At 73.3% G+C, this 26,141-nt stretch carries 24 protein-coding genes and 1 riboswitch; of the genes, 7 read left to right on the plus strand and 17 right to left on the minus strand.

Annotated elements, in window-relative coordinates:
• Window positions 1-89 precede the first annotated feature (89 nt).
• Together ACFVU3_RS17475 and ACFVU3_RS17480 are read right to left on the minus strand one after the other, a co-directional pair.
• Window positions 90-1,718: an amidohydrolase gene (locus tag ACFVU3_RS17475; RefSeq protein WP_390067020.1), complete on the minus strand. Its 1,629-nt coding sequence runs from the start codon at window positions 1,716-1,718 to the stop codon at window positions 90-92.
• Window positions 1,719-1,815: 97 nt separating this feature from the next.
• The gene (locus tag ACFVU3_RS17480) at window positions 1,816-2,256 is read right to left on the minus strand and encodes an Lrp/AsnC family transcriptional regulator (protein WP_030493658.1); all 441 of its coding nucleotides are present in this window, start codon (window positions 2,254-2,256) and stop codon (window positions 1,816-1,818) included.
• Between the two features lie 223 nt (window positions 2,257-2,479).
• Between ACFVU3_RS17480 and ACFVU3_RS17485 the strand changes: the two genes are divergently transcribed.
• Window positions 2,480-2,848: a hypothetical protein gene (locus ACFVU3_RS17485; RefSeq protein ID WP_390067021.1), complete on the plus strand. Its 369-nt coding sequence runs from the start codon at window positions 2,480-2,482 to the stop codon at window positions 2,846-2,848.
• Between the two features lie 3 nt (window positions 2,849-2,851).
• On the opposite strand, the gene ACFVU3_RS17490 is transcribed toward ACFVU3_RS17485, so the two are convergent.
• Window positions 2,852-3,955: a phosphotransferase family protein gene (locus tag ACFVU3_RS17490; protein WP_390067023.1), complete on the minus strand. Its 1,104-nt coding sequence runs from the start codon at window positions 3,953-3,955 to the stop codon at window positions 2,852-2,854.
• Between the two features lie 37 nt (window positions 3,956-3,992).
• A complete protein-coding gene (locus ACFVU3_RS17495; RefSeq protein ID WP_390067273.1) occupies window positions 3,993-5,054 on the minus strand; it encodes a hypothetical protein in 1,062 nt (353 codons plus the stop codon).
• A 240-nt stretch (window positions 5,055-5,294) separates the two neighbouring features.
• Between ACFVU3_RS17495 and ACFVU3_RS17500 the strand changes: the two genes are divergently transcribed.
• On the plus strand, window positions 5,295-5,885 hold the full coding sequence (locus ACFVU3_RS17500) for a hypothetical protein (protein WP_390067025.1): 591 nt from the start codon (window positions 5,295-5,297) through the stop codon (window positions 5,883-5,885).
• A gap of 12 nt (window positions 5,886-5,897) precedes the next feature.
• Here ACFVU3_RS17500 and ACFVU3_RS17505 read toward each other — a convergent pair whose 3' ends face one another.
• Window positions 5,898-6,056: an SCO1431 family membrane protein gene (locus ACFVU3_RS17505; protein ID WP_390067027.1), complete on the minus strand. Its 159-nt coding sequence runs from the start codon at window positions 6,054-6,056 to the stop codon at window positions 5,898-5,900.
• Window positions 6,057-6,131: 75 nt separating this feature from the next.
• Entirely contained in the window at window positions 6,132-7,499 is a 1,368-nt protein-coding gene (locus tag ACFVU3_RS17510) for a peptidase C39 family protein (RefSeq protein WP_390067029.1), read from the minus strand.
• Window positions 7,500-7,680: 181 nt separating this feature from the next.
• On the opposite strand from ACFVU3_RS17510, the gene ACFVU3_RS17515 reads away from it, so the two are divergent.
• Together ACFVU3_RS17515 and ACFVU3_RS17520 are read left to right on the plus strand one after the other, a co-directional pair.
• Entirely contained in the window at window positions 7,681-8,310 is a 630-nt protein-coding gene (locus tag ACFVU3_RS17515; RefSeq protein WP_390067031.1) for a uridine kinase, read from the plus strand.
• A 309-nt stretch (window positions 8,311-8,619) separates the two neighbouring features.
• Entirely contained in the window at window positions 8,620-10,527 is a 1,908-nt protein-coding gene (locus tag ACFVU3_RS17520) for an AAA family ATPase (protein ID WP_390067033.1), read from the plus strand.
• Window positions 10,528-10,534: 7 nt separating this feature from the next.
• On the opposite strand, the gene ACFVU3_RS17525 is transcribed toward ACFVU3_RS17520, so the two are convergent.
• The 10 genes from ACFVU3_RS17525 to ribD all read right to left on the minus strand — a co-directional run bounded on the left by ACFVU3_RS17525 (window position 10,535) and on the right by ribD (window position 19,032).
• Complete coding sequence (locus tag ACFVU3_RS17525; protein WP_390067035.1) at window positions 10,535-11,590, minus strand: hemolysin family protein; 1,056 nt, start codon at window positions 11,588-11,590, stop codon at window positions 10,535-10,537.
• Window positions 11,587-12,924 carry a hemolysin family protein gene (locus ACFVU3_RS17530; RefSeq protein ID WP_390067037.1) on the minus strand — a complete coding sequence of 446 codons (1,338 nt, stop codon included), beginning with the start codon at window positions 12,922-12,924 and terminating at the stop codon, window positions 11,587-11,589. Before ACFVU3_RS17530 ends, ACFVU3_RS17525 begins: the two co-directional genes overlap by 4 nt.
• Window positions 12,925-13,166: 242 nt before the next feature.
• Window positions 13,167-13,619 carry a PH domain-containing protein gene (locus ACFVU3_RS17535; protein ID WP_390067039.1) on the minus strand — a complete coding sequence of 151 codons (453 nt, stop codon included), beginning with the start codon at window positions 13,617-13,619 and terminating at the stop codon, window positions 13,167-13,169.
• A 44-nt stretch (window positions 13,620-13,663) separates the two neighbouring features.
• Window positions 13,664-14,512, minus strand: a complete 849-nt coding sequence (hisG, locus tag ACFVU3_RS17540) for an ATP phosphoribosyltransferase (protein ID WP_390067041.1) — start codon at window positions 14,510-14,512, stop codon at window positions 13,664-13,666.
• A gap of 63 nt (window positions 14,513-14,575) precedes the next feature.
• A complete protein-coding gene (locus ACFVU3_RS17545) occupies window positions 14,576-14,848 on the minus strand; it encodes a phosphoribosyl-ATP diphosphatase (RefSeq protein ID WP_385184675.1) in 273 nt (90 codons plus the stop codon).
• A 46-nt stretch (window positions 14,849-14,894) separates the two neighbouring features.
• Entirely contained in the window at window positions 14,895-15,392 is a 498-nt protein-coding gene (gene ribH, locus ACFVU3_RS17550) for a 6,7-dimethyl-8-ribityllumazine synthase (protein WP_390067043.1), read from the minus strand.
• 34 nt (window positions 15,393-15,426) lie between these two features.
• On the minus strand, window positions 15,427-16,707 hold the full coding sequence (locus ACFVU3_RS17555) for a bifunctional 3,4-dihydroxy-2-butanone-4-phosphate synthase/GTP cyclohydrolase II (protein ID WP_390067044.1): 1,281 nt from the start codon (window positions 16,705-16,707) through the stop codon (window positions 15,427-15,429).
• A complete protein-coding gene (locus ACFVU3_RS17560; protein WP_390067275.1) occupies window positions 16,704-17,291 on the minus strand; it encodes a nicotinamide riboside transporter PnuC in 588 nt (195 codons plus the stop codon). The genes ACFVU3_RS17555 and ACFVU3_RS17560 overlap by 4 nt, the downstream gene beginning before the upstream one ends.
• Window positions 17,292-17,335: 44 nt before the next feature.
• Window positions 17,336-17,944: a riboflavin synthase gene (locus ACFVU3_RS17565; protein WP_390067046.1), complete on the minus strand. Its 609-nt coding sequence runs from the start codon at window positions 17,942-17,944 to the stop codon at window positions 17,336-17,338.
• Window positions 17,945-17,946: 2 nt separating this feature from the next.
• Entirely contained in the window at window positions 17,947-19,032 is a 1,086-nt protein-coding gene (gene ribD / locus ACFVU3_RS17570) for a bifunctional diaminohydroxyphosphoribosylaminopyrimidine deaminase/5-amino-6-(5-phosphoribosylamino)uracil reductase RibD (RefSeq protein WP_390067048.1), read from the minus strand.
• 175 nt (window positions 19,033-19,207) lie between these two features.
• A riboswitch (FMN riboswitch) is annotated at window positions 19,208-19,338 on the minus strand.
• 245 nt (window positions 19,339-19,583) lie between these two features.
• Between ribD and ACFVU3_RS17575 the strand changes: the two genes are divergently transcribed.
• Entirely contained in the window at window positions 19,584-21,953 is a 2,370-nt protein-coding gene (locus ACFVU3_RS17575) for a chitinase C-terminal domain-containing protein (protein ID WP_390067050.1), read from the plus strand.
• Between the two features lie 147 nt (window positions 21,954-22,100).
• On the opposite strand, the gene ACFVU3_RS17580 is transcribed toward ACFVU3_RS17575, so the two are convergent.
• The gene (locus ACFVU3_RS17580) at window positions 22,101-23,225 is read right to left on the minus strand and encodes an ROK family transcriptional regulator (protein ID WP_390067052.1); all 1,125 of its coding nucleotides are present in this window, start codon (window positions 23,223-23,225) and stop codon (window positions 22,101-22,103) included.
• A 137-nt stretch (window positions 23,226-23,362) separates the two neighbouring features.
• Here ACFVU3_RS17580 and ACFVU3_RS17585 point away from each other — a divergent pair, with 137 nt between their 5' ends.
• Together ACFVU3_RS17585 and ACFVU3_RS17590 are read left to right on the plus strand one after the other, a co-directional pair.
• The gene (locus tag ACFVU3_RS17585; RefSeq protein ID WP_390067054.1) at window positions 23,363-24,583 is read left to right on the plus strand and encodes an MFS transporter; all 1,221 of its coding nucleotides are present in this window, start codon (window positions 23,363-23,365) and stop codon (window positions 24,581-24,583) included.
• Window positions 24,584-24,712: 129 nt separating this feature from the next.
• Complete coding sequence (locus ACFVU3_RS17590; protein WP_390067056.1) at window positions 24,713-26,119, plus strand: uracil-xanthine permease family protein; 1,407 nt, start codon at window positions 24,713-24,715, stop codon at window positions 26,117-26,119.
• Window positions 26,120-26,141 lie beyond the last annotated feature (22 nt).

Raw genomic sequence — 26,141 nt, forward strand, 5'->3', positions numbered from 1 at the left:
GTTCCCGAGAAACCGCAGGCCGGGCCGGAAGATCCGCAGGTGGGGGAGGAACCCGTGGTGCGTACATCCGGGGGGTCGTCAACCGGACATCACTCGTTCGGCCGTACGAAAACCGTCTGTCCGTACACCACGGTCCGCAGGCAGACGGGGAGCTCGGCCCCCGGGGACAGATCGGGCAGACCGGGCGTTCCGGAGCGGGGGTCGGTGGACCAGCGGGCCACCCGGTCGTCGGGCGCCTGGACCACCAGGTCGCCGGTCCGCCAGATCGCGTAGTCGGCGGGGGCGCCCGGCACGAGGGTGCCGGCGTCGTCCCGGCCGACCGCGCGCCAGCCGCCGCGCGTGTGCGCCGTGAAGGCGGCCCGGACCGAGATCCGGTGCTCGGGGGTGCGGTGGAAGGCGGCGGCCCGCACGGTCCCCCACGGGTCGAGCGGGGTGACCGGACTGTCCGAACCGAAGGCGAGCGGCACACCGGCGCGCAGCAGGGCCGCGTACGGGTTGAGGGCACGGGCCCGCTCCACGCCGAGGCGCTCGGCGTACATGCCCTCGTCGCCGCCCCACAGGGCGTCGAAGGCGGGCTGGACGGAGGCGGTGAGACCGAGCTCCGCGAAGGCGGCGACCGTCTCGGGGGTGAGCATCTCGGCGTGCTCGACGCGGTGCCGGGCGGCCCGGATCCGGGCCAGGCCGAGCTTCTCCGCGGCGGCCCGCACACCCTCCACGACGGCGGTCACGGCGGCGTCGCCGATGGCGTGGAAGCCGGCCTGGAGGCCCGCCTCGGTGCAGGCCACGACGTGGGCGGCGATCGCCCCGGCGTCCAGGTGGGCGGAGCCGGTGTGGCCGGCGGAGTCCGCGTACGGCTCGTGGAGGCAGGCGGTGTGCGAGCCCAGGGAGCCGTCGGCGAAGAGGTCGCCGGCCGCGCCGAGGGCGCCCAGCGCGCGGGCCCGCTCGATGTCGAGGTCGGCCCAGTAGCCGACCACGCGGGGGCCGGGCTCGTCGCGCGCGAGGTCCAGCAGACCGGTGAAGTCGTCCTCGGAGGAGATCCGCGGCCCGCCGCACTCGTGGAGGGTGCCGATGCCGAGCGAGGCGGCGTGGGCGCGGGCGGCGCGCTGGGCCTCGGCGCGCTGGCGCGGGGAGACGGCGGCGAAGGCGGCGTCGCGCACGGCGTGGTGGGCGTCCCCGGTGAGGGGCGCGCGCCCGTCGTGGAAGCCGTCCAGCTCCCGTACGCCGGGGACGAGGTCGAGCAGCGCGGTGGTCACGACGGCGGAGTGGACGTCGATCCGGGTGAGGTAGAGCGGGCGGCCGCCGGTGAGGCCGTCCAGCTCCTCGCGCGTGAGCGGGCGCCGCTCGGGCCAGCGGGAGGCGTCCCAGCCGTGCCCGATGAGGATGCGGTCCTCGGGGCGGTCGGCGGCGTGGGCGCGGATCAGCTCCGCCGCCTCGGCGAGCGAGGCGGCGGCGGACAGGTCGAGGCCGGTGAGCGCGAAGCCGGTGGCCGTGGTGTGGACGTGGGCGTCCACGAAGGCCGGGGTGACGAGCGCGCCCTCCAGGTCGATCACCTCGTCCACGCCGGAGGCGAAGGCGTCGGCGGCGCCTTCCTCCCCCACCCAGGCGATGTGACCACGCTCCACCACCATGGCGGTGGCGAAGGGGTCGGCGGGGCTGTGGACTTCTCCGCCGCGCAGGAGCACGGTGCGGTGTTCGCCGGAATTCAGGCTTTCGCTCATACGACCAGGCTAGGGCCTGTCCGACGGCCCACCGCCGGTGGGCCACGGACTCACCACGACCCGCCGGTCGAGCCCGGCCCGATCCGGAAGGGACGGCTCAGATCCGCGGCGGCCTGGCCTCGTACGGGGTGGACAGGACGACGGTGGTGCGGCTGGAGACGTGCGCCTGCGAGCGGATGCGGCTGAGGAGGTGCTCCAGCTCCAGCGGGGTGGCGACCCGGACCTTGAGGATGTAGTTCTCGTCGCCCGCGACGCTGTGGCACGCCTCGATCTCGGGGATGTCGGCGAGCCGGTCGGGGGTGTCGTCGGGGGCGCTGGGGTCGAAGGGTTTGACCGAGATGAAGGCGGTCAGCGGCAGGCCCACCGCCTCGGGGTCGACGACGGCGGCATAGCCGCGGATGACACCGCGCTGCTCCAGGCGGCGGACGCGCTGATGCACCGCCGACGTGGACAGGCCGGTGGCCTTGCCCAGGTCGGTGTAGCTCATACGTCCGTCCTTGACGAGCAACTCCACGATCTGACGATCCAGCTCCTCCATGCGCCGACCCTATTGCGCCGAAGGGTCCCGGGCCCAGCCGTGAGCGGGCCGTATGCACCGCTTTGGGCGGTCGCGGGGCACCTGCGCCGGGCATGTGACGAACGCCACAGGTTTGGGCCGGGCATCGGAAGGCGGCTCACGGTTATGCGGAGTTCCGCATGGGAAGGGCTTGCTGTGGTTCGGCCGCACAGTATCGGCCGACCTGTCCGAGGGGGAGTACTCCATGCTGGAGCCCGTTGATTCCGTCGAACCGTCCGACGAGTTCGACGCGTACGACACGTTCGAGATGTTCCGTGTGATCTGCCCGGAGTGCGATCAGCCGATCGCCCTCCTGGCCGACGAGGACGCGCTGCCCGAGCACGCGCTGTGCCCGTCGCCGTGGAACCCCTTCACCCTCACGGTCTGTGCCGGCACCGGCCGGTCCGCCGCCGAGGCGCACTCCGCCGACGACGGCGCCGGCGTGCAGGAGCAGGACACCGCCCTGCTCCTGACGCTGCCCCAGGGCCTCGACTGGCGGACGCAGCCGTTCTCGCACATCGGCGGCCCCGGCTCGCAGCCGATCCGCGCGGCGCAGCTGCGCCGCGCGGCCTGAGCCTCAGTCCACGTCGGCCCAGTAGCTTCCGCGCACCATCGCCGCAAGGGTGGCGTGGTGCAGGATGAGCCGGTCGGGGTCCCCGGGGACCTCGACCTCGCCGAAGTACGCCTGGCGGTACGCGATCCTCAGCATCACGATCGCGTGCCGCAGCGCCGCGTACAGCGTGTGGAACTCCATCGCCCGCGGGACGTGCCCGGTGAGTTCGGCGTACCGCCGCTCGACCGCCTCGCGGCGCAGGAAGCCGGGCAGACCGGGCTGGCCGAAACCCACCGTCAGGTCCTGGAAGAAGCGGTGCAGGTAGACGGTCCAGCCGAGATCGACCTCACGGGGCGCGCAGGCCGCCATCTCCCAGTCGAGGACGGCGGCCGGGGCGAAGCCGTCGTAGACGATGTTCCCGATCCGGGCGTCGCCCCAGCAGAGGACCGCCGGCCCCTCGTCGTCCGGCCACAGCTCCTCCAGGCGCGCGAAGGCGGCCTCGATGAGCGGTGAGGGCGCGAGCCCCTCCACCACCCAGGCGTAATAGGCGCGTTGGGCGTCGACGTGACGGCGCAGCGGGCTCCCCGCGCCGTCCGGGAGCAGGAACTCCGCCTCCTTCACCGGCACCTGGTCGTGCAGCCGGGCCAGCACGGCGACCGACTCCGCCTCCAGGGCGGCACGCTGGGCGTCCGTGGCCGCGTGCAACCAGTTCCCCTCGTACGTGTACGGCATGACGTCCGGCGGCACCCGGCCCTCCGCGCGGGCCATCACGAAGAAGGGGGCGCCGAGCGGTTCCGGGTCCTCCTCCAGCCACAGCACGCGCGGGACGGGCACGTCGCTGTGCTCGGCGACCAGCGCCATCACACGGTGCTGCCGGGCCATGTCGTACACCGGGAACACCGTGTACGCGGCCGGGTCGGCCGCCAGCCGCAGCGCGCAGCCGCGCACGGGGGCGTCCGGGTGCTCCAGATCGAACAGCAGGGTCTCGCTGGACATGCCGTTCGAGCCGGGCACGGCGAGGCCGGAGACGGTCGCTCCGGGCAGCCTGCCGTCGAGCCAGGCCGTCAGCCGGGCGGCCAGCTCCTCGGGATCGCGGGTCGTGGTGCGGGGGCGGGGTGCGGTGGCCATGGGTCCTCCTCGGCGACGGGACGCGGAACGAGCGGGCTCAGCGGGCGGTGGAGGTGAAGTCCGTGAAGCCGCTGGGGTCGTGGCGGCCGAAGGTGCCGTGCTCGAAGATGCCGTGGCCGGTGCGGCCGTCGAGGGTGAAGCGGGCCGAGTGGTCGGTGACGCCGTAGGCGGCGAGGGGGTGGGCGGCCGGGTCGGAGAGGTCGTAGACCCGCCGGTCCGTCCAGTCCCGGCCCCGCCAGGTGCCGTGCTGCCAGTCGCCGGCGGGCGGGTAGCCGGCGCCGACGGCGAGCGGGGAGGACGCGAGGATCTCGACGCCGATCTCCAGGGGCTTGCCGCCGGGGTCGGTGAGGTGGACCACGGCGCTCTCGGGGTGCCGGGTGCCGGGCCGGTACGCGATCTCGGTGCGGGGCCAGCCGAGCTGGACGTCCCGCAGTCCGTCGCGGACGAGCTGGGCCTGGTTGAGGGTGCGGTAGCCGTCGGCGTCCTCCTGCGCGACGACCATGAGGAAGCGGTCCTCGAAGCGCATGGGGATCCAGAGCCAGTGGAAGCCCTCGGGGCGCGCCTCGGCGGCGCGGCCGGGCTCCTCGCCGGGAATGGGGCGCACGCCCCAGCTGCGGTCGCGGGTGCCGGTCCACTCCCCCGCCGTGACCTCGAACCGCTCGCCGCCGGCCCGGATCGTGCCCGCGCAGCGTCCGGCCTGGACGAAGCGGCGGCCTTCGAGGGTGAGCCGGCCGCCGGTGCGCTGGAGGTGGTGCGGTTCCCAGAGGGCCGGGAAGTCGGCGGTCCAGGTCAGCTCGAAGGAGAGCCCGTCGGGGTCGGCCGGGTCGGCGGAGCAGCTCAGGGTGAACCGCCGGAGGGGTTCGTCGACGGTGATCCGGAGCGGGCCGACCTCCAGGCGCATCCGGTCGTCGCCGAGCGCGTCGGAGGCGCGGACGGCGTGCATCCGGTCGCCGGTGCGCAGGGTCGCGTAGGCGTCGACGACCCCGGTGTTGGGGTAGACGCCGAGCCCCGCGACGAGCAGGGCGCGGCCGGCGTGGTCGAAGACGTGGAAGATGCAGCGGTCGTAGACGTTCCGGTCGCCGCTGACGTGGTGCTTCATCGACAGCGGGGCCTGGTGCACGGGGTATTCGTCGAGCGCGACGGGCCGGTCGTCGTCCACGGCTGACCTCCTGGTCCTCGAAGAGGATCTGACGGTACGTCAGGTGCCGCGACGAGGACCAGAGGCGTGCGCGGGACTCGGGGCGGGAGGCGTCCCCGGAGGGGCGGCGGGTAAGGGGCGAACTGTCGCCCGAATCCGTCCGGCGGTGACCCGGCGGGCCCGGGGCGCGTTGGTCCGGGCATGACCACGCTGTACTCCACACCCAGCGGAGTCGGTCGGCACCGGCAGACCGAACCGCGCGGTGAAGAATCGGTTCCTCAATGGGTTCCGGAGGCGCCCGCCACCCCCGGCGGCGCCCCGCCGGCACCGCTCCCCGCGCAGGCCACGGCTCCCGAAGAGACACCCGGGCCGGCCCCGCACCCGGCCGCCGCACCCCTGCCGGTCCCCGCGCCGTCGGTCCCCGCGCCGTCGGCCGTCGCGCCCGCGCCCGCCCCCGCGCCCACGCCCACCGCCGTCGTCCCGATGCCCGCGGCACTCCCCGCGCCCACGCCCACGACCGTCGTCCCGATGCCCGCGGCACTCCCCGCGCCCACGCCCGTGCCGGCGTCGCCGCCCACGCCCGTGTCGGCGCCGCTGCCCGCCCCGGTGCCCGTGCAGGTCCACCCGGACCCGCCGATCTACCAGGCGCTGTACTCGCTCTGGGCCAGCCAGGGACGCACCCTGCCCGGACGCAGGGACGCCGAGTGGACACGGCTCGCCGCGGGGCCCGTCTGGGCCGACCGGACCGTGCGGGTCAGCGGGATCCTGGTCGCGCGGGGCGACCCGCGCTGACCGCCCGCCGGGTCACATGAGACCCGCGCGGGTGACCAGGACGGCGAGGAGGACGACGAGGGTCCAGCCGAGCACGTGCTCCAGCAGCCGGGGACCCCGGTCGTCGTCCTCGGGACCGCCCGTGCGCGTGCGCGTGAGGAGACGGCCGGCGAAGGTGGTGGTGGCGCTCATGGCCACCACCATGAGGCACGGGGACGACCCCGGACCAGAGACGTCCCTCACACCCCCGGCCCGCCCCCGGACGGCTCAGAGCACGCCGACGGCCTGAAGCGCCTTGCGCTGCGCGGAAGTCGGCCGGTCGGGGAAGTACAGGTAGCAGACCCCGCCTGTGCCGGACACCACTTTCCCGCTCGCGTTGTACCGCTTGGTCCGGAGCCAGATGTTCTCCCACTCGCGGCGGAGGTAGACCCGGCGGACGGCCTCGTTGGTCGGGGAGGCCGGGTCGTTGGCGATCACGTCGCCGTCGGCGGTGAAGCCGATCACCGTCATGAGGTGGCCGGAGGTGCCGTAGCCGGCGCCGGTCAGCTCCTCCTTGCGGAAGGACTGGGACGTGATGGCGGGGATGCCGGCCCCGATCAGGGCCTCCAGGTCGGTGAGCGAGCGGAGCCGGGTCACCACGGCGTTCAGGTCCGGGTAGGCGGCCGCGTAGGCGGCGTTGAAGGGCCAGTTCCCGCAGCCCTGGTACTGGTGGTCGAAGGTGTGGCGGGCCGCGTGGCAGACCTGCGGGTCGGCGTAGTCCGGGTTCACCCAGGCCAGCTCGGCGGCGGAGGGGCGCCGCCCCCAATACTCGACGATCATCTGCGAGGAGGTCGGGCTGCACCACGCCTCGCCGCCGTTGTCGTACTCGGGGTACTGGCCGACGTGGGTGTTCTGCGAGTAGCGGGGGACGACCAGCTCGCGGGCGGGACCGGGCACCGAGGCCGGGACCGTGAACCGGTCGGGGACGTCCGAGGCCATCGCGCCCAGCCGCCAGACGGTCGGGGTGAGGGTGGTGCCCGGGCGGCGGTAGAGGGTGAGGCGCAGCCGGTACGCGGCCAGCCGGAGGCCGCTCGCCGGGTCGTCGATCCCGAAGGTGTCCGTCCAGACGCTGCTCCGGCCGTCGGTCTGGTCGTCCACCGAGGTCCGCCGGATGTCGGCGTCGCCGGAGGCCCACCGGCCCATCACGAACCACGGGGTGGCCGTGCCGTCCGTGTACGTGCCGGACAGTTCGACCTGGAGCCAGGTGCCGGCCGGGGTGCGGGCGTTCCAGGAGGCGATCACCTCGGTGGCCGGCACCGCCGGGGCGTGCGCGGGCGAGGTCCAGCGGGCGTACTCCCAGGCGGAGGTGATCCCGGTGTGCGGGTCGGTGTAGTCGGTACGGCCCAGGGGGGCGTCCAGGACCAGGCCCGGACGGTGCCCGGCGACCGCCCGGGTGCCCTCGGCGTCCCCGGACCGCCAGTCGGTGAAGGTGGACCAGAAGCGGTTGGCGACGGTGCCGGGGGCCCGGTGGCCGGCGTCCCCCTCCGCGCTTCCGGGTGCGGACGCCGAGGCCGGTACGGCTCCGGCCGCGGCGGTGCCCGCGGCGGCCGCGAGCGCTGCGGCGAGGACGGTCCGGCGTGAGGCTGATCCGGGCATGGCGAGGACCCCCAGTCGAGGACGGAACGGCGATCGGGCGGGGCTGCGCGGGCCCACTATCCCGGCTGGAAGGGGCCTCCGCCAGCACTTCGGCCCGCGTCGCCGTCATCGACATGGGTAGAGACCACTGGCGGCGGTACCTCGCTGACCTGCGGCGGGGCCCCTGACCTACGCTGGCCGCATGGACGACCTCGACCGCGCGGCCCGCGCGCTGCGCCGGCTGCCGCCCTCGCTCGGACCCGTCCGGCTGGTCGCGGTCGACGGCCACGCCGGCTCCGGCAAGTCCACCCTCGCCGGGCGGCTCTCCGCCGCGCTCGGCGGCGCGCCTGTCCTGCGCCTCGACGACCTCGCCACCCACGACGAGCTCTTCGCCTGGACCGGCCGGCTGCGGGAGCAGGTCCTGGAGCCGCTGGAGCGCGGCGCGACCGCGCGCTACCACCCGTACGACTGGATCCTGCGGCGCTTCGGGCCCGCCCGCGCGCTGCCCCCGGCGCCGGTGGTGCTGGTGGAGGGCGTGGGATCCGGGCGGCGGGAGCTGCGTCCGCACCTGGCGTGGCTGCTGTGGATGGAGCGGCCGGCCGGGGCGTCCTGGGAGCGGGGCCGGCACCGGGACGGACCGGAGCAGGCGGAGTTCTGGGACGGCTGGGTGATGGCGGAGACTCGCCATTTCGCCGAAGACCCGTCGCGGCCCTTCGCCGACACCCTGGTACGGGAGCGGGACGAGGGCTACGACTGGCTCCCCGGGCCTGCTGTGACAGCGGGCCCGGACCAGATCATCACGCACCGTGACGGCGTGATGGCGGTGGACTGAAGCCCTGGAATTCCGCTTCCGCAAGTGCCTCAACTGCGCTTGACCCCGGGGGCGTACAGGTCTTACGTTCTCAATGTGCGGCTTTTCGACAGCCGCCGCAGACACGAAGCCCCCGGTTGTTCCCCCGTGATCGGGGGCTTCGTTCTGCCCTCCGCACCCCTTCCCGGACGGCTTCCGACCCCTCTCGCTCACCCAGGGTCACCGATTCCGGATCTTGCGCTTCTCCTTAAGCGCACCACCCCTGCGCAGGTACGATGCCCGCAGGTGCGGTCAAATCCCGTCCATACGCCGACGGTTGTGGGGGACCCGATGGACATCGGCACGCAGGGCGCGCAGGCCCCCGCCGAACTCGCCTGGCTGCGCGGAGTGGACGCCTACACGATGGGCGCCTATCCGCAGGCCGAGGAGGAGTTCCGCGCGGCGGTCAGGATCGATCCCGGCATGGCGGACGCCTGGCTGGGGCTGCACGCGCTCCGGGTGGACACGACGGCCGCGCTGTTGCGCATGTACCGCAACCGCGAGCGCTTCGGCGAACAGCGCGCCCGGCACCGCCGCACCCTCAACTCCTGGTACTGGCTCGGCTGGTGGGTCCAGCCGGTGCTGGAGAGCCCGCGCGACCTGCTGCTCGCCCACGCCTCCCACTGGCTCGACGGACGGCACGTGCCGGAGCTCGACCGGGCGCTCGCGGAACTCCCGCCGGTCGACACCGACCCGCAGGTCCGCTTCCTGCACGCCTGCCGCGCCTACCTGGTCAAGGACTGGGAACAGCTGGTCCGGCACACCGAACCCCTCGTCGACGACCCGCTGCTCGGCATCGAGGCCGGTCTCTTCGGCGGCATGGCCCGGGTGCGGCTGGAGATGTACGGGCAGGCCGAGCCGCTGCTGTCGGCGGCGCTGATGCGCTGCCGCAGCGAGCAGCCGCAGCGCAAGGAGCTGCGCTACTGGCTCGCCCGCGCCCACGAGGGCACCGGCCGCAGCGCCGCCGCACTCCCCCTCTACCGCGCGGTGCACCGCGTCGACCCGGCCTTCATGGACACCGCCGCCCGGCTCGCCGCCATCGCCGAGTACGACGGCTTCGACGGGCTCGACGGCATGGACGAGCAGGCCGGCCTCGCCGCCGTCGCCCTCGGCCCGGTGGGTGTCGGCCCCGGCCAGGACGGCACCGACACCGCCGTCGGCCCCGAGACGGAGCCCGGTGTCCTCGGCGGCGACGGACTGCGCCGCTCCCCCGACCCGGTGCCGCCCGCGCCCCCGGAGGTCGTACGGCACAGCTCGCCGGTGCCCGCGCAGCCCGGACCGCCGCGCTTCCCGGCCGGACCGACCGACCCGGTGCTGCTCGCCGAGGCCCTCGCCGAGCTGGAGGGCATGGTCGGGATGGAGCCGGTGAAGCGGCAGGTCAAGGCGCTCTCGGCGCAGCTGGAGATGGCCCGGCTGCGGGCCGGCCAGGGGCTTCCGGTGCAGCCGCCGAAGCGGCACTTCGTCTTCTCCGGCCCGTCCGGCACCGGCAAGACGACGGTGGCCCGGATCCTGGGCCGGGTCTTCTACGCGCTCGGCCTGCTCGGCGGCGACCATCTGGTCGAGGCCCAGCGGGCCGATCTGGTCGGCGAGTTCCTCGGCCAGACGGCGGTGAAGGCGAACGAGCTGATCGACTCGGCGGTCGGCGGGGTGCTCTTCGTCGACGAGGCGTACGCGCTCTCCAACTCGGGCTACAGCAAGGGCGACGCCTACGGCGACGAGGCCCTCCAGGTGCTGCTGAAACGGGCCGAGGACAACCGGGACCACCTCGTGGTCATCCTGGCCGGCTACCCGGAGGGCATGGACCGGCTGCTCGCCGCCAACCCCGGGCTCTCCTCCCGCTTCACCACCCGCGTCGACTTCCCGTCCTACCGGCCGCTCGAACTGACCTCGATCGGCGAGGTGCTGGCCGCCGCGAACGGCGACGGCTGGGACGAGGAGGCGCTGGAGGAGCTGCGCTCGATCAGCGCCCACGTGGTCGAGCAGGGCTGGATCGACGAGCTCGGCAACGGCCGTTTCCTGCGCACGCTCTACGAGAAGTCCTGCGCCTACCGGGACCTGCGGCTCTCCGGCTACCCGGGCGCGCTCACCCGCGACGACCTGGCCACCCTGCGGCTCGGGGACCTCATGCAGGCGTACGGGGAGGTCCTGTCGGGCCGCGGTCCGAGAGACCGCGGCCCGCAGCAGGACCCCCCGTTCTGAGCCGCTGCTACGCCACCGGGGCCGGGGCCGGGCTCAGCCGGTGCGCGGGGTCGCGGACCTCGCCCACCAGCGTCTCCAGGACGTCCTCCAGGGCGACGAGGCCCAGGACCCGGCCGGAGGCGTCGGCGACCTGCGCGAGATGGGTCGCCGCCCTGCGCATCACGGTGAGGGCGTCGTCGAGCGGCAGCTCCGCGCGGAGCGTCGCCATCGGGCGCCACAGCTGCTGCGGCACCGCCCGCTCCCGCTCGTCCACGTCCAGGACGTCCTTCACGTGCACGAAGCCCATGAAGACGGCCTGGTGACGGCCCTCGCCGCGGACCGGGAAGCGCGAGTAGCCGGTCCGTACGGTCAGCTCCTCGATCTCGCGCGGGGTGACCGACGGCGGGACGGTGACGAGCCCGGCGGCCGGGATGAGGACGTCGGTGACCGGGCGGCTGCCCAGCTCCAGGGCGTCCTCCAGGCGCTCCTGCTCGGCCGGGTCGAGGAGTCCGGCCTGCCCGGCGTCCTCGACGAGCCGGCCGAGCTGGGCGCTGGTGAAGACGGCCTCGACCTCGTCCTTCGGCTCGACCTTGAAGGCCCGCAGGACCAGCCGCGAGCAGGCGCCCAGCGCGGCCGTCACGGGCCGGCAGAACCGGGCGAAGCCGACCAGGGCGGGGGCGAGCAGGAGCGCGGTCCGCTCGGGCGCCGCCATCGCGAGGTTCTTCGGGACCATCTCGCCGATGACGAGGTGGAGGAAGACGACCACGGCGAGGGCGATCACGTAACCGAGCGGGTGGATGAGCCCGGCCGGGACGCCGAGGGAGTGGAAGGCCGGTTCCAGGAGGTGGGCGACGGTCGGTTCGGCGACCGCGCCGAGCGTGAGCGAGCAGACGGTGATGCCGAACTGGGCGGCGGCCATCATCTGCGGCAGGTTCTCCAGGCCGTACAGCACCTGGCCGGCGCGGGCGCCGCCGATCGGCTCGATCTGGCTGCGGCGGACGGAGACGAGCGCGAACTCGGCGCCGACGAAGAAGCCGTTGGCCAGGACCAGGAACAGAGCGAGGAGGAGCTGGAGGGTGCTCATCGGGCCGCCTCCGCCATCGGCACCGGGGCGGTGCGCACGATCCGGACCCGCTCGGCGCGGAAGCGGTCCACACGGCGCACCGAGAGCCGCCAGCCGGGCAGTTCGGCCCGGTCGCCGGGGGCCGGGATCCGGCCGAGGAGGTCGGCGACGAGCCCGGCGACGGTCTCGTACGGGCCGTCCGGCACGTCGAGACCTATCCGGCGCAGGGTGTGGACCCGGCAGGAGCCGTCGGCCTCCCAGGCGGGGCGGCCGTCCTCGGCGGGCGCGGCGGCGAGCTCGGGGCGGGCGTCGGCCGCGGGGTCGTGCTCGTCGCGGACCTCGCCGACGAGCTCCTCCACGATGTCCTCCAGGGTGACCACGCCGGCCGTGCCGCCGTACTCGTCGACGACGACGGCGATCGGCTGCTCGCGGCGCAGCCGCTCCAGGAGGGCCTGGACGGGCAGCGACTCGGGGACGAGAAGCGGCGGGACGGCGATCCGGCCGACCGAGGTCCTCGGGCGGGCGGCGGGGGCGACGGCGAGCGCGTCCTTGAGGTGGACCATCCCGACGACCTCGTCGATGCGGTCCCGGTAGACGGGGAAGCGCGAGAGGCCGGTGGCGCGGGTGAGGTTGAGGACGTCGGCCGCGGTGGCGTCCCACTGGAGGGCGCTGACCTTCACGCGCGGGGTCATGACCTGCTCGGCGGTGAGACCGCCGAGGGACAGGGTCCGTACGAAGAGGTCGGCGGTGTCCTGTTCGAGGGCGCCGGCGCGGGCCGAGTGACGGGCGAGCGACACCAGCTCGCCGGGGGTGCGGACCGAGTCCAGCTCGTCGGTGGGCTCGACGCCCAGGGCGCGGACGAGCCCGTTCGCCACCCGGTTGAGCAGGGCGATCACCGGCCGGAAGACGGCCGAGAAGCGGCGCTGCGGGGCGGCGACGAAGCGGGCGACCTGGAGCGGCCGGGAGACCGCCCAGTTCTTGGGGACCAGCTCGCCGACGACCATCTGCAGGGCCGAGGCGAACAGCATGCCGATCACCACGGCGACGCCGGAGACGGCGCCCGGGGGGAGCCCGGTGGCGGTCAGCGGGGCGCGCAGCAGCGAGGCGAGCGCGGGCTCGGCGAGCATGCCGACGACGAGCGAGGTGAGGGTGATGCCGAGCTGGGTCCCGGAGAGCTGGAAGGACAGCTCGCGCAGCGCCGAGACGACGGTACGGGCGCGCCGGTCACCGGCGGCCGCGGCCCGCTCGGCCTCCGCGCGCTCGACGGTCACGAGACCGAACTCGGCGGCGACGAAGAAGCCGTTGGCGAGGATCAGGAGGAAGGCTGCCAGGAGGAGCAGCAGAGAGACGATCATGCCGCCGCCTCGGACGAGGGGGCGGCGCAGGTACTACCGGACGATCCGTCCATTGCCGGAGGGAGTCACTCCTCGGGTCGAAGGGTGGCCTCGCCGGCCGCCGGCGGCGGCCCTGCACACGCGAGGCGGTGGTGCGCTCGGCACCACCGCCTCCAGAGTAGTCACGCGGACGCCCCGCGTGGCAGGGGGGACGCCCCGGATGGGGGACGGATCCGGGTTCTCCCCGACGCCCCGCGCCGGGTTCAGGCGGTCTCGACGCCCGTGCCGCGGCTGTCCGCGAGGGCCCGCAGGGCGCGGGCGTCGCGGATCGCGGACTCCTTCGCGATGCCCGGCTGGATGCCGAGGGCGGGGAGGCTCGTGCCGTCGCTGAGGTCGAGGAAGACCCAGGGGTCGCCGGGACGCAGGTTGACGCGGAGGATCTCCGCCCAGGCGAGGCGCCGGGTGCGGGTGATGTTGACGACCGTGACGCCCTCGCTGTCGGCGACGACCTTGGGACGGCTCAGCATCACCAGGACGCCGAGGAAGAGGGCGCCGGTGAAGACGAAGCTGGCCCGCTCCCCCGGCCCGAGCCGTTCCAGCATCAGCGCCACCGCGCTGATCGCCGTGAACATGGCGACGCCCACGGTCAGCAGGACGGCGCGGGTGCGGCCCGGCCGGAAGGTGACCGGGAGGGCGGGCGTGGACGACTCGGACATCGGGGTTCCTCGGTGCCTTGGACTGTACGGGTGCCGGGGCGCCGTCAGAGACGGCAGGCGTGGATCGCGGTGGTGAGGATCGCGCGGGCACCGATCTCGTACAGGTCGTCCATGATCCGCTGCGCCTCCTTGGCGGGGACCATCGCGCGGACGGCGACCCAGCCCTCGTTGTGCAGCGGGGAGACGGTCGGCGACTCCAGGCCCGGGGTGAGGGCGACGGCCTGCTCCAGGTGCTCGGCGCGGCAGTCGTAGTCCATCATCACGTAGCTGCGCGCGACCAGGACGCCCTGGAGACGGCGCAGGAACTGCTGGACCTGCGGGTGGTCGGTCTCGGCGCCGTGGCGGCGGACGACGATCGCCTCGGACTTCAGGATCGGCTCGCCGATGACCTCCAGGCCGGCGTTGCGCAGGCTGGTGCCGGTCTCGACGACGTCGGCGATGATCTGGGCGACGCCCAGCTGGATCGCGGTCTCGACGGCGCCGTCCAGGTGGACGACGGAGGCGTCGATGCCCTGGTCGGCGAGGTGCTTGGCGACGATGCCCTCGTAGGAGGTGGCGATCGTCATGCCGCCGAAGTCCTCCGGACCGGCGGCGGTGCCCGGGCGGGTGGCGTAACGGAAGGTGGAGCGGCCGAAGTTCAGCGCCAGGATCTCCTCGGCGCTGGCGCCGGAGTCCAGGAGCAGGTCACGGCCGGTGATGCCGATGTCCAGCTTCCCGGAGGCCACGTAGATGGCGATGTCCTTCGGCCGCAGGTAGAAGAACTCGACCTCGTTGTCGGGGTCGATGACCACCAGTTCCTTGGACTCCTTGCGCTGGCGGTAGCCGGCCTCATGGAGCATGGCCGACGCAGGTCCGGAGAGGGAACCCTTGTTCGGGACGGCGATGCGCAGCATGGGTGTGGGCTTCCTTTGCGTGGGAGTGGCGGGAGACGGGGGGTGTGCTCGGGGCCGGTCGGGTCAGAGGTGGGAGTAGACGTCGTCGAGGGAGATCCCGCGGGCGACCATCATCACCTGGACGTGGTACAGCAGCTGCGAGATCTCCTCGGCGGCCGCTTCCTTGCCCTCGTACTCGGCGGCCATCCAGACCTCGGCGGCCTCTTCGACGACCTTCTTGCCGATGGCATGGACGCCCTTGCCGACCAGTTCCGCGGTGCGGGAGGTGCTGGGGTCGCCGTTGGCGGCCTTGAGCTGGAGCTCGGTGAAGAGCTCTTCGAAGGTTTTGTTCGCCATGATGTCCTTAGAGTACGGGTTCACCCGGGGGCCACGTCGCCAGGGTTCAGTCCGTGGACTGACGCCAGGGCTCGCTGACCGTCCGGAGGACGGTGGCGGTGGCGACGGCGGCGGTGACCGCTTCGTGCCCCTTGTCCTCGTTCGACCCCTCCAGGCCGGCGCGGTCCAGGGCCTGCTCCTCGTCGTCACAGGTCAGCACGCCGAAGCCGACGGGCACTCCGGTGTCGATCGACACCTGCACCAGGCCCTGGGTGACGCCCTGGCACACGTAGTCGAAGTGGGGGGTGCCGCCGCGGATGACCACGCCGAGGGCGACGATCGCGTCGTAGCCGCGCTCCGCGAGGACCTTCGCCACGACCGGGAGCTCGAAGCTGCCGGGGACGCGGAGCAGGGTGGGCTCGTCGATGCCGAGTTCGGACAGGGCGCGCAGGGCGCCGTCCACCAGGCCGTCCATGATCTTCTCGTGCCACTGGGCCGCGACGACCGCGACCCGCAGGTCGCCGCAGTTCTTCACGCTGAGGACGGGTGCGCCCTTGCCGCTCATGGTTCTCCTTGCTGGGTGCGTAAGACGATCGGTGTTACTGGTTGCCGCAGGTGGGGGCCGGGGAGCCGTCGAGCCAGGGCAGGTCGTGGCCCATCCGGTCCCGCTTGGTGGTCAGGTAGCGGAGGTTGTGCTCGCCGGCCGTGACGGGCATCGGCTCGCGGCCCGCGACGGCGAGGCCGTGCCGGGTGAGGGCGTCGACCTTGTCGGGGTTGTTCGTCATCAGCGTGAGGCTGCGGACGCCGAGGTCGGCGAGGATCCGCGCGCCGGCCGCGTAGTCGCGGGCGTCGGCGGGCAGGCCGAGTTCGAGGTTGGCGTCGAGGGTGTCGCGGCCGCGCTCCTGGAGCTCGTACGCGCGCAGCTTGGACAGCAGCCCGATGCCGCGTCCCTCGTGGCCGCGGAGGTAGACGACGACACCGCGGCCGGCCTCCTGGATGCGCTCCATGGACGCCTGGAGCTGGGGGCCGCAGTCGCAGCGCAGCGAGTGGAAGACGTCGCCCGTGAGGCACTCGGAGTGGACCCGGACGAGGACGTCCTCGCCGTCGCCGATCTCGCCGTGGACGAGGGCGACGTGCTCGACGCCGTCCACGGTGGAGCGGTAGCCGTACGCGGTGAACTCGCCGTGCGCGGTGGGGAGGTGGACCTCGGCCTCGCGGCGGACGGTGGGCTCGGCGGAGCGGCGGTAGGCGATCAGGTCCTCGATGGAGATGATCGTCAGGCCGTGCTTGCGGGCGAAGGGGACGAGCTCCGGGAGGCGGAGCATCACGCCGTCCTCGCCGGCGATCTCGACGATCGCGCCGGCCGGGCGGAGGCCCGCGAGGCGGGCCAGGTCGACCGCGGCCTCGGTGTGGCCGGGGCGGGCGAGGACGCCGCCCTCGCGGGCCCGCAGCGGGAAGATGTGGCCGGGGCGGACGAAGTCGGAGGGCTCGTGGCGGCCGCTCGCGAGCATCCGGAGGGTGGTGGCGCGGTCGGCGGCGGAGATGCCGGTGGTGACGCCGTGCTCGGGGCTCGCGTCGACGGAGACGGTGAAGGCCGTCCGCATCGACTCGGTGTTGTTCTCGACCATCTGCGGGAGGTGGAGCCGCTCCAGTTCGTCGTGCTCCATGGGGGCGCAGACGAGGCCGCGGCACTCGCTCATCATGAAGGCGACGACCTCGGGGGTGGCCTTCTCGGCGGCGATGACGAGGTCGCCCTCGTTCTCGCGGTCCTCGTCGTCGACGACGACCACCGGGCGGCCGGCGGCGATGTCGCGGATCGCCTGCTCGACGGGGTCGAGGGCGAGGTCCTCGGTGTCCCAGACGGACGGCACGGTGTTCATGCGGGGGCTCCTTCGAGGACGGGGGTGCGGGACCGGAGCCACCAGTCGCGCATGCCCCACAGGACGAGGGCGAAGTAGACGACGTAGACCAGGCCGGAGAAGGCGAGGCCGCTGCTGAAGGCGAGCGGGACGCCGACGAGGTCGACGAGGAGCCAGGCGAACCAGAACTCGACCAGGCCGCGGGCCTGGGCGACCATCGCGACGAGGGTGCCGACGAAGATGTACGCGTCGGCCCACGGGCTCCAGGAGAGCGACGGGTAGAGGGTGAAGAGCCCGCCGACGGCGAGGGTGCCGAGGACGGCGCCGCCCGCGAGGATCCCGCGCTCCTTCCAGGTGGCGAAGCGGACGGCGATGGAGCCGTCCTGAGCCTGCTGCTTCCCGCGGTTCCACTGCCACCAGCCCCAGGCCGCGACGCCGATGACGAGGAGCTGCTTGCCGACGCCGCCGGCGAGGTTCGCGGAGGCGTAGGCGCCGACGAGGATCAGGCCGGAGAGGAGCTGGGCGGGCCAGGTGAGGATGGAACGGCGCCAGCCGAGGGCCAGGGCTATGAGGCCGATCGTGTTGCCGATCATGTCGGACCACATGATGTGCTGGCCGAAGACGGTGAACGCCTCGGAGTTGAGCCAGTTCACTTGACGTTCTCCCGTGCGTCCGTGCCGAGCAGCCGCTCGACGTACTTGGCGATGACGTCCACTTCGAGGTTGACCGGGGCGCCGGGCTGCTTGTGCCCCAGCGTGGTCAGGGCGAGCGTGGTGGGGATGAGGCTGATGGTGAACCAGTCGTCGCCGACCTCGACCACGGTGAGGCTGACGCCGTCGACGGTGATGGAGCCCTTCTCGACGACGTAGCGGGAGAGGTGGGCGGGCAGGCCGACCCGGACGAGCTCCCAGTGCTCGGAGGGGGTCCGCTCCAGGATCGTGCCGGTGCCGTCCACGTGGCCCTGGACGATGTGGCCGCCGAGCCGGCCGCCGACGGCCATGGGGCGCTCCAGGTTGACCCGGGAGCCGGGCTCCAGGGCTCCGAGGGAGGAGCGCTTGAGGGTCTCGGCCATGACGTCGGCGGTGAACTCGCCGTCACCGGTCTCGACCACTGTCAGGCAGACGCCGTTGACGGCGATGGAGTCGCCGTGGCGGGCGCCCTCGGTGACCACGGGGCCGCGGAGGCGGAAGCGGGAGGCGTCCGGCAGTTCCTCGACGGCGACGACTTCGCCCAGCTCTTCGACGATTCCGGTGAACACGGTCAGGCTCCCTTGAGGGTCGGGACGGCGGTGATGCGGATGTCGGATCCGATGTGCGCGGTCTCGGTGATGTCGAGACGCAGCGCGCGCGTGAGGGTGGTGATTCCGGCGTCGGCGAGCGCGGTGGGGCCCGCGCCCAGGAGGACCGGGGCGAGGTAGCCGACGACCTGGTCGACGGCGCCCCCGGCGACGAAGGCGCCCGCCAGGGTGGGGCCGCCTTCGAGGAGGAGGGAACGGATGCCGCGCGCGTACAGCCCGTCCAGCAGCTCGTGCACGCCGATGCGGCCGTCGCGCAGGGGCAGCCGCAGCAGCTCGACGCCGGGCAGGTGCCGGGTGTCGGCGTCCTCGCCGACGACCAGCAGGGTGGGCGCGGCGTCGTCGAGGATCCGGGCGGTGGGGAGCAGCTGGGCGTGGGTGTCGAGGGCGACCCGCAGCGGCTGGGTGGCGCCCTCGATGCCGCGGACGGCGAGGTGCGGGTCGTCCGCGCGCAGCGTCCCGCCGCCGACCAGGACCGCGTCGGCCTCGGCGCGCAGCCGGTGCACGTCGGCGCGGGAGTCGGCGGAGCTGATCCAGCGGGAGGTGCCGTCGGCGGCGGCGATCCGGCCGTCGAGGGTGGCGGCGTACTTCCAGCGGACGAAGGGGCGGCCGGTGCGGACGGAGGTGAGCCAGGCGAGGTTGCCTGCCTCGGCCTCGTCCTCCAGGAGCCCCTGCCCGACCTCGACCCCGGCGGCGCGGAGGGTGTCGGCACCGCCCGTGGCCTGCGGGTTCGGGTCGCCGACCGCGTACACGACCCGGCTGATCCCGGCCTCGATCAGGGCCTGGGCGCACGGGCCGGTGCGGCCGGTGTGGTTGCAGGGTTCGAGGGTGACGTAGGCGGTGCCGCCGCGGGCCAGGACGCCGGCCGCGCGCAGGGCGTGGATCTCGGCGTGGGGGCCTCCGGCGCGCTGGTGCCAGCCCTCGCCGACGACGTGGCCGGAGGCGTCGGTGACGACGCAGCCGACGACGGGGTTGGGGCTGGTGGCGCCGAGTCCGCGGGCGGCGAGCTCCACGGCGCGTCGCATGGCGGTGATGTCGGCCTGCCGGTCCACCGGGTCCTCCTGCCTCTTCGGGCACGGACTCCGGGGCCTGTCGATGACGACAGAGAGCGGGTACGACGGCTGCGCAGAGGGTGTGCCGGTACGGCCGGAGGTCCACGGGTGCGCCGACGCGGAACGCGGCCACCAGCGGACGTACGGCCGGCACACCCCTGTCAGGGGTCGCCCGCCGCGCACTGCCTCCCATCCGGACTTTCACCGTCGGTCCAGGAATCTCACCTGGTCAACCGGCCGCTGGCTTGCGGACGGGTCGCGGACTATACCGCCGGTTCGGAATTACACCGACCCCGGAGTGCGCTGCTGCTGATACAGGGCCAGTGTGCCACGCGCTGTCAACGGGCATGCACACGACCCCTGTGCGATGACTCACACGGTCCCACGGAATTTCCCGTTGGTCCAGACCTATTGACGCACTGGTCTAGTCCTCTTAATGTCCGTGTCACCTCCGAGGCACGGCCCGCCGGTGTGCGCACATCACGGGCCGAACACGTACCACCCCCTTGTTCGTTGCGTGTTTCTTTGACCTCCCTGAGGAGGACCAGATCGTGCTGTCCCCCACGACCAAGAGAGCGTCGCTGCTCGCGTCCGGTGCCGCCGTCACCGGCCTGCTGCTCAGCTCGCTCGCCGGAGGCGTCTCGTACGCCGCCGACAACGAGTCCTGTCGCCCCGACGGCCTGTACAAGACGCCCGGCGTCGACGTCCCCTACTGCTCGGTCTACGACACCGAGGGCCGCGAGAAGATGGGCGCCGACCACCAGCGCCGCATCATCGGCTACTTCACGGGCTGGCGCACCGGAAAGAACGGCGAGCCCGCCTACCTCGCCAACAACATCCCGTGGGACAAGATCACCCACATCAACTACGCCTTCGGGCACATCGGCGGCGACAACAAGCTCTCGGTCGGCACGGACGGCCCGAACAACGCCGCCACCGGCATGACCTGGCCCGGCGTCGCCGGCGCGGAGATGGACCCGGGCTTCGCCTACAAGGGCCACTTCAACCTGCTGAACAAGTTCAAGAAGCAGCACCCGAACGTCAAGACGCTGATCTCCGTCGGCGGCTGGGCCGAGACCGGCGGCTACTTCGCCGACAACGGCGACCGGGTGAACTCCGGCGGCTTCTACTCGATGGCCACCAACGCCGACGGCTCGGTCAACCAGGCCGGCATCGACACCTTCGCCACCTCGGCGGTCGACTTCATCCGCAAGTACGGGTTCAACGGCGTCGACATCGACTACGAGTACCCGACCACGATGAAGGACGCGGGCAACCCGCTCGACTTCACCCTCGCCAACGCGCGCCGCGCCGGCCTCGTGCAGGGCTACGCGGCCCTCATGAAGTCGCTGCGCGAGAAGCTGGACACGGCCGGCGCCGCCGACGGCAAGCACTACCTGCTGACCGTCGCCGCCCCCTCCTCCGGCTACCTGCTGCGCGGCATGGAGACCTTCCAGGTCCAGAAGTACCTGGACTACGTCAACATCATGTCGTACGACCTGCACGGCGCCTGGAACGAGTACGTCGGTCCGAACGCCTCGCTCTTCGACGACGGCAAGGACGGCGAGCTCGCCGCCGCCAACGTCTACGGCTCCTCCCAGTACGGCGGCATCGGCTACCTCAACACCGACTGGGCCTACCACTACTTCCGCGGCTCCATGCCGGCCGGCCGCATCAACATCGGCCTGCCCTACTACACCCGCGGCCACAAGAACGTGCAGGGCGGCACCGACGGCCTCTGGGGCAAGGCCACCGCGGCCACCTGCCCGGCCGGCGCCGGCCTGACCAAGTGCGGTGACGGTGCCGTCGGCATCGACAACCTGTGGCACGACAAGGACACCGCGGGCAAGGAGTCGCCCGCCGGCTCCAACCCGATGTGGCACGCCAAGAACCTCGAGAAGGGGATCGTCGGCGACTACGTCACCCAGTACGGCTTCCCCGCGAACACCACCCTGACCGGCACCTACGCCCGCAAGTACGACTCGACCCTGGTCGCGCCGTGGCTGTGGAACGCCGAGAAGAAGGTCTTCCTCTCCACCGAGGACGAGCAGTCCGTGGGCACCAAGGCCGACTACGTGGTCGACCGCGGCGTCGGCGGCGCGATGATCTGGGAGCTGGCCGGCGACTACGGCTGGAACGCCACCAAGGGCCAGTACGAGATGGGCTCCACGCTCACCTCGCTGATGTACGACAAGTTCAAGGCCGCCACCCCGTACGGCGCCAAGAAGTCCAACAAGGCGCTGCCGGCCCAGGCCGTGAACATCGAGACCGCCTTCACCGAGTTCAAGCTCGGCGACTCGAACTACCCGCTCACCCCCAAGGTCAAGATCACCAACCGGACGAACACCACGCTGCCCGGCGGCACGGAGTTCCAGTTCGACTACGGCACCTCGGCCCCGGCCAACGCCTCCGACCAGTCCGGCTTCGGCACCAAGGTCATCAGCAGCGACCACACGGGCTCCAACGTGGGCGGCCTGAAGGGCGACTTCCACCGGGTCTCCCTGAAGCTCCCGGCCTGGCAGACCCTCGCCCCGGGCGCCACGATCGACCTCGCGTTCAACTACTACCTGCCGGTGTCCACCCCCTCCAACTGGACGGTGAACATCAACGGCACCACGTACGCCCTCGCCGGCGACCTGGCGCGCGGCACGACGGTCGTGGAGCCCGGCACGGGCACCACCCCGCCGACCACCCCGCCCACCACGCCGCCGACGACCCCGCCGACCACGCCCCCGACCACCCCGCCGACGACGCCGCCCACCGGCTGCACCGCCCCGGCGTACGTGGCCGGCCAGGTCTACAACGCGGGCAACGAGGTCTCCCACAACGGCCGCACGTACAAGGCCAAGTGGTGGACGCAGAACGAGGCGCCCGGCACGACCGGCGACTGGGGGGTCTGGCAGGACCTCGGCGCCTGCTGACGCACCACCCCTGAAATACCCCCGGCGGCGGTCTACGGCCCTTGGCCGCCGCCGGGCCCCGTCCTCCGCGCCGCGCCCCCCTGTCCGGGGCGCGGCGCGGTCGCGTCTCCCGGACCCCGCCGGGCGGGGCCCGCCCGGCGGGCCCCGTCAGGGGAAGAGCGCGTCCTGTGCCGCGTCCCGGGCCCGCAGCAGCGCGCCGCGCAGGACGGCCGCGTCGCCGAGGGTCGTGGCGCGGACCTCGGTGCGCAGCGGGGAGAGCGCGGCCAGCTCCGCCTCGACGCGGGCGGCCAGTCCGGGCCCGCCCTGGTGGCCGGTCTCTCCGGCGAGGACCACGCAGCCCGGGTCCAGGACGGCGGCGACGGCCGCCGCCCCGACGGCGAGCCGGCGGGCGTAGGCGTCCAGGAACGGGGCGTGGCCGGAGGCGAGCGCGCCGCCCGGGTCGAGGCCGTGCTCGGCGGCCAGGGCCTCGACGGCGCCGGTGCTCACCAGCTCGTGGAAGCCGCCGTCGCAGCCGGTGGCGGAGGGCAGCCCGGAGGTGCCGGGCACCGGCAGGAAGCCGATCTCGCCCGCGCCGCCGGAGGCGCCCCGGCGCAGCCGTCCGCCGAGGACGACGGCGGCGCCCACCCCCTGGCCGAGCCAGAGCAGGACGAAGTCCTCGCGGTCCCGGGCCGCGCCCTCGCGCAGTTCGGCGACGGCGGCGAGGTTGGTCTCGTTCTCGACGAGCACATGGGCCGGGAGCCGGTCCTGGAGGACGGCGACGAGCCGCCGGTGCCAGGCGGGCAGTCCGGTGGAGTCGCGCAGCTCGCCGGTGGCCGGGTCGATGAGGCCGGGGGCGCCGACGGCCACGGAGTGCAGCCGCTCGACGCCCGCCTCCTCCGCGGTGCGCTCCAGGAGGGCGACCGCCTTCTCGACGGCGGGTCCGGTGCCGGCGTCCTCGCCGACCGGGACGGTGGCCTCGGCGAGCGGGGTGCCGAGCAGGTCCGTGACGGTGACCGCGACGGAGCGGGTGCGGACGTCGAGCGCGGCGAGGTGGGCGCGGTCGGCGACGAGTCCGTACAGCTTGGCGTTGGGGCCCCGGCGCTCGGCGCCGGCCTCCCCGACGACGTGCACCAGACCCGAGCCGCTCAGCCGCTCGACGAGGTCCGCGACGGTGGGCCGGGAGAGTCCGGTGAGGGTCTTGAGCTGGGCTGCCGTCAACGGACCCTCGTCCTGGAGCAGGCGCAGGGCGAGCCGGTCGTTGATGGCCCGGGCGGTGCTCGGGGATGCGGCCATGCGGTGATCCTCTCAGACGCTTCCCCGCCCTCCTCGCTCCGGACCACTATTTATCAGGCAGGGTTCCTGATAGTTTACGGCGCGGCATCGGACACCGACACCATCCCACTCGCGCAACGCAATCCCGGGGAGGACCCATGGCGGCGGAGACCGTCCTCAGCTCCGAACGGCTCCGGCGGGCCCGCTTCGCCGTCGCCGCCGTCTTCTGCGTCCACGGCGCCGTGACCGGCAGCTTCGCCACCCGGATCCCCTGGATCCAGGAGCACGCGGGGGTCAGCGCGGGCCAGCTCGGGCTCGCGCTCGCCTTCCCCGCGCTCGGCGCCTCGCTCGCGATGCCGCTCGCCGGCCGGATCAGCCACCGCTTCGGCGCCCGCACCGCGCTGCGCGGCCTGCTCGCGCTCTGGACGCTCTCCCTCACCCTGCCCTCGCTCGCCCCGAACATCTGGGGCCTGTGCGCGGTCCTCTTCGTGTACGGCGCCACGGCGGGCATGTCCGACGTGGCGATGAACGCGCTCGGCGTCGAGACCGAGAACCGGCTCGGCCGCTCCATCATGTCCAGCCTGCACGGCATGTGGAGCGTGGGCGCGCTGATCGGCTCGGCGGCCGGCACCGTCTTCGCCCACCTCGGCACGGACGCCCGGCTCCACCACCTGATCGGCGCGCTCGTCCTGACCGCGCTCGGACTCGCCCTCTGCCAGGGCGTCCTGGACCCGGCGCCCGCCGAGGAGGAAGAGGCACCGCCGCGCTTCGCGCTGCCGCCCAGGTCCGCCCTGGTGATCGGCGCGATCGGCTTCTGCGCGGTCTTCGCCGAGGGCGCCAGCCTCGACTGGTCGGCCGTCTACCTCCGCGACGAGCTGGGCGGCTCGGCCGGTCTCGCCGCCGCCTCCACCACCGCCTTCGCGCTCACCATGGCCGTGGCCCGGCTGGCCGGCGACCGGATCGTGGACCGCTTCGGCGCGGTCCGCACGGTACGGGTCGGGGGCGTGGCCGCCACCCTGGGCGGGGTGATGCTCGTGACCGCCCCGCACGCCGCCGTGGCGATGGCCGGATTCGGACTGATCGGCCTCGGGGTCGCGGTCGTCGTGCCGCTCGCCTTCGCCGCCGCCGCGCGCTCCGGCCCGAACCCGAGCCAGGCCATCGCGGGCGTCGCCACCATCACGTACACCTCCGGCCTGGTCGCCCCGTCCGCGATCGGCGGGATCGCCGACGCCACCTCGCTGCTGTTCTCGTTCGGCCTGGTCACCGCGCTCGCCTTCGGTCTGGTCCTCGGCGCGGGCGTGCTGCGGACGGCCCCGCGCGCGACGGCGGCGGCGCCCTCCGGAAGCGACGCGGCGAAGAGCGCGGGCCCGGTCGGCTGAGCCCGCCCCGAGGGGGTGCGACCGCCCCCTCCCCCGCCCGGTTCCGGCGCATACCATGTGGCTGATCTTTTACGGCCCTGACACGACGGCCCGACACGGCCGCCGGATCCGGAGAACGGGAGCGACCTCATGAACCTCGGCGTGCGCTGGACCCTGCACGGGGACGGGAGAACACCCGCCCCCGGGGCCGTCGTCCGCCCCGACGAGCGGCTGTCCTGGCCCCGCACCGTCGGTCTCGGCGCACAGCACGTGGTCGCCATGTTCGGAGCGAGTTTCGTCGCCCCGGTACTGATGGGTCTCGACCCGAACCTCGCGATCATGATGTCCGGCTTCGCCACGGTCATCTTCCTGCTCGCGACCCGGGGCACGGTCCCCTCGTACCTCGGCTGCTCGCTCTCCTTCGTCGGCGTGGCCGCCGCGATCCGCGCCTCCGGCGGCAGCAGCGCCACCGTCACCGGCGCCGTCCTCGTCGTCGGCGCGGTGCTCTTCCTCGCCGGTCTCGCGGTGCGGAAGTTCGGCGCCCGGATCATCCACGCGGCGATGCCGCCGATCGTGACCGGCGCCGTCGTCATGCTGATCGGCTTCAACCTGGCGCCGGTGACCGCCTCCACCTACTGGCCGCAGGACCAGTGGACGGCGCTCCTGGTGATGCTCTTCACCGGTCTCGCCGTGGTCTGTCTGCGCGGCTTCTGGTCCCGGATCGCGATCTTCCTCGGCCTGATCTTCGGCTACGCGATCTCCTGGGTCTTCGACCTGGTCTTCGGCAAGATCCACTCGATGTCCCCCGCGGGCGAGGTCGAGGACCACTGGCGGCTCGACCTCTCCGGCGTGGGCCAGGCCGACTGGATCGGGCTGCCGTCCTTCCACGGCCCCAGCTTCGAGTGGTCCGCGATCCTCGTCGCCCTCCCCGTCGTCATCGCCCTGATCGCCGAGAACGCCGGCCACGTCAAGGCCGTCGGCGAGATGACCGGCGACAACCTCGACGACAAGCTGGGCACCGCGATCGCCGCCGACGGCGCCGCCTCCATGCTGTCCACCTCGCTGGGCGGCCCGCCGAACACCACGTACTCCGAGAACATCGGCGTCATGGCCGCCACCCGCGTCTACTCCACGGCCGCCTACTGGGCTGCCGCCGGCTTCGCGCTGCTCTTCGGCCTGTGCCCCAAGTTCGGCGCGGTCGTCGCCGCCATCCCCGGCGGCGTCCTCGGCGGCATCACCGTCATCCTCTACGGCATGATCGGCCTGCTCGGCGCCCAGATCTGGATCAACGCCAAGGTCGACCTGCGCAACCCGCTCAACCTGGTCCCGGCCGCCGCCGGCATCATCATCGGCGTCGGCGGCGTGAAGCTGACCTTCACCGACACCTTCGAGCTCGGCGGCATCGCCCTCGGCACCATCGTCGTCATCACCGGCTACCACGTGCTGCGCGCCTTCGCCCCGGCGCACCTGAAGGACTCCCCCGCCGCGCAGGAGCCGCTCCTGGACTCCGGCACCAGCTCGTACGAGAAGGACTCCGGCGACACGGCGAAGAACTGAGGTATTCGCCCGTTCCGGCGAA

Origin of the sequence: Streptomyces sp. NPDC058052, assembly GCF_042885515.1 — a bacterium.
Taxonomy (GTDB): domain Bacteria; phylum Actinomycetota; class Actinomycetes; order Streptomycetales; family Streptomycetaceae; genus Streptomyces.

Coding starts and splice junctions, on each gene's coding strand:
- ACFVU3_RS17475 (WP_390067020.1), bottom strand. CDS start 1,718: ATGAGCGAAAGCCTGAATTCCGGCGAACACCGCACCGTGCTCCTGCGC.
- ACFVU3_RS17480 (WP_030493658.1), bottom strand. CDS start 2,256: ATGGAGGAGCTGGATCGTCAGATCGTGGAGTTGCTCGTCAAGGACGGA.
- ACFVU3_RS17485 (WP_390067021.1), top strand. CDS start 2,480: ATGCTGGAGCCCGTTGATTCCGTCGAACCGTCCGACGAGTTCGACGCG.
- ACFVU3_RS17490 (WP_390067023.1), bottom strand. CDS start 3,955: ATGGCCACCGCACCCCGCCCCCGCACCACGACCCGCGATCCCGAGGAG.
- ACFVU3_RS17495 (WP_390067273.1), bottom strand. CDS start 5,054: ATGAAGCACCACGTCAGCGGCGACCGGAACGTCTACGACCGCTGCATC.
- ACFVU3_RS17500 (WP_390067025.1), top strand. CDS start 5,295: ATGACCACGCTGTACTCCACACCCAGCGGAGTCGGTCGGCACCGGCAG.
- ACFVU3_RS17505 (WP_390067027.1), bottom strand. CDS start 6,056: ATGAGCGCCACCACCACCTTCGCCGGCCGTCTCCTCACGCGCACGCGC.
- ACFVU3_RS17510 (WP_390067029.1), bottom strand. CDS start 7,499: ATGCCCGGATCAGCCTCACGCCGGACCGTCCTCGCCGCAGCGCTCGCG.
- ACFVU3_RS17515 (WP_390067031.1), top strand. CDS start 7,681: ATGGACGACCTCGACCGCGCGGCCCGCGCGCTGCGCCGGCTGCCGCCC.
- ACFVU3_RS17520 (WP_390067033.1), top strand. CDS start 8,620: ATGGACATCGGCACGCAGGGCGCGCAGGCCCCCGCCGAACTCGCCTGG.
- ACFVU3_RS17525 (WP_390067035.1), bottom strand. CDS start 11,590: ATGAGCACCCTCCAGCTCCTCCTCGCTCTGTTCCTGGTCCTGGCCAAC.
- ACFVU3_RS17530 (WP_390067037.1), bottom strand. CDS start 12,924: ATGATCGTCTCTCTGCTGCTCCTCCTGGCAGCCTTCCTCCTGATCCTC.
- ACFVU3_RS17535 (WP_390067039.1), bottom strand. CDS start 13,619: ATGTCCGAGTCGTCCACGCCCGCCCTCCCGGTCACCTTCCGGCCGGGC.
- hisG (WP_390067041.1), bottom strand. CDS start 14,512: ATGCTGCGCATCGCCGTCCCGAACAAGGGTTCCCTCTCCGGACCTGCG.
- ACFVU3_RS17545 (WP_385184675.1), bottom strand. CDS start 14,848: ATGGCGAACAAAACCTTCGAAGAGCTCTTCACCGAGCTCCAGCTCAAG.
- ribH (WP_390067043.1), bottom strand. CDS start 15,392: ATGAGCGGCAAGGGCGCACCCGTCCTCAGCGTGAAGAACTGCGGCGAC.
- ACFVU3_RS17555 (WP_390067044.1), bottom strand. CDS start 16,707: ATGAACACCGTGCCGTCCGTCTGGGACACCGAGGACCTCGCCCTCGAC.
- ACFVU3_RS17560 (WP_390067275.1), bottom strand. CDS start 17,291: ATGTGGTCCGACATGATCGGCAACACGATCGGCCTCATAGCCCTGGCC.
- ACFVU3_RS17580 (WP_390067052.1), bottom strand. CDS start 23,225: ATGGCCGCATCCCCGAGCACCGCCCGGGCCATCAACGACCGGCTCGCC.
- ACFVU3_RS17585 (WP_390067054.1), top strand. CDS start 23,363: ATGGCGGCGGAGACCGTCCTCAGCTCCGAACGGCTCCGGCGGGCCCGC.
- ACFVU3_RS17590 (WP_390067056.1), top strand. CDS start 24,713: ATGAACCTCGGCGTGCGCTGGACCCTGCACGGGGACGGGAGAACACCC.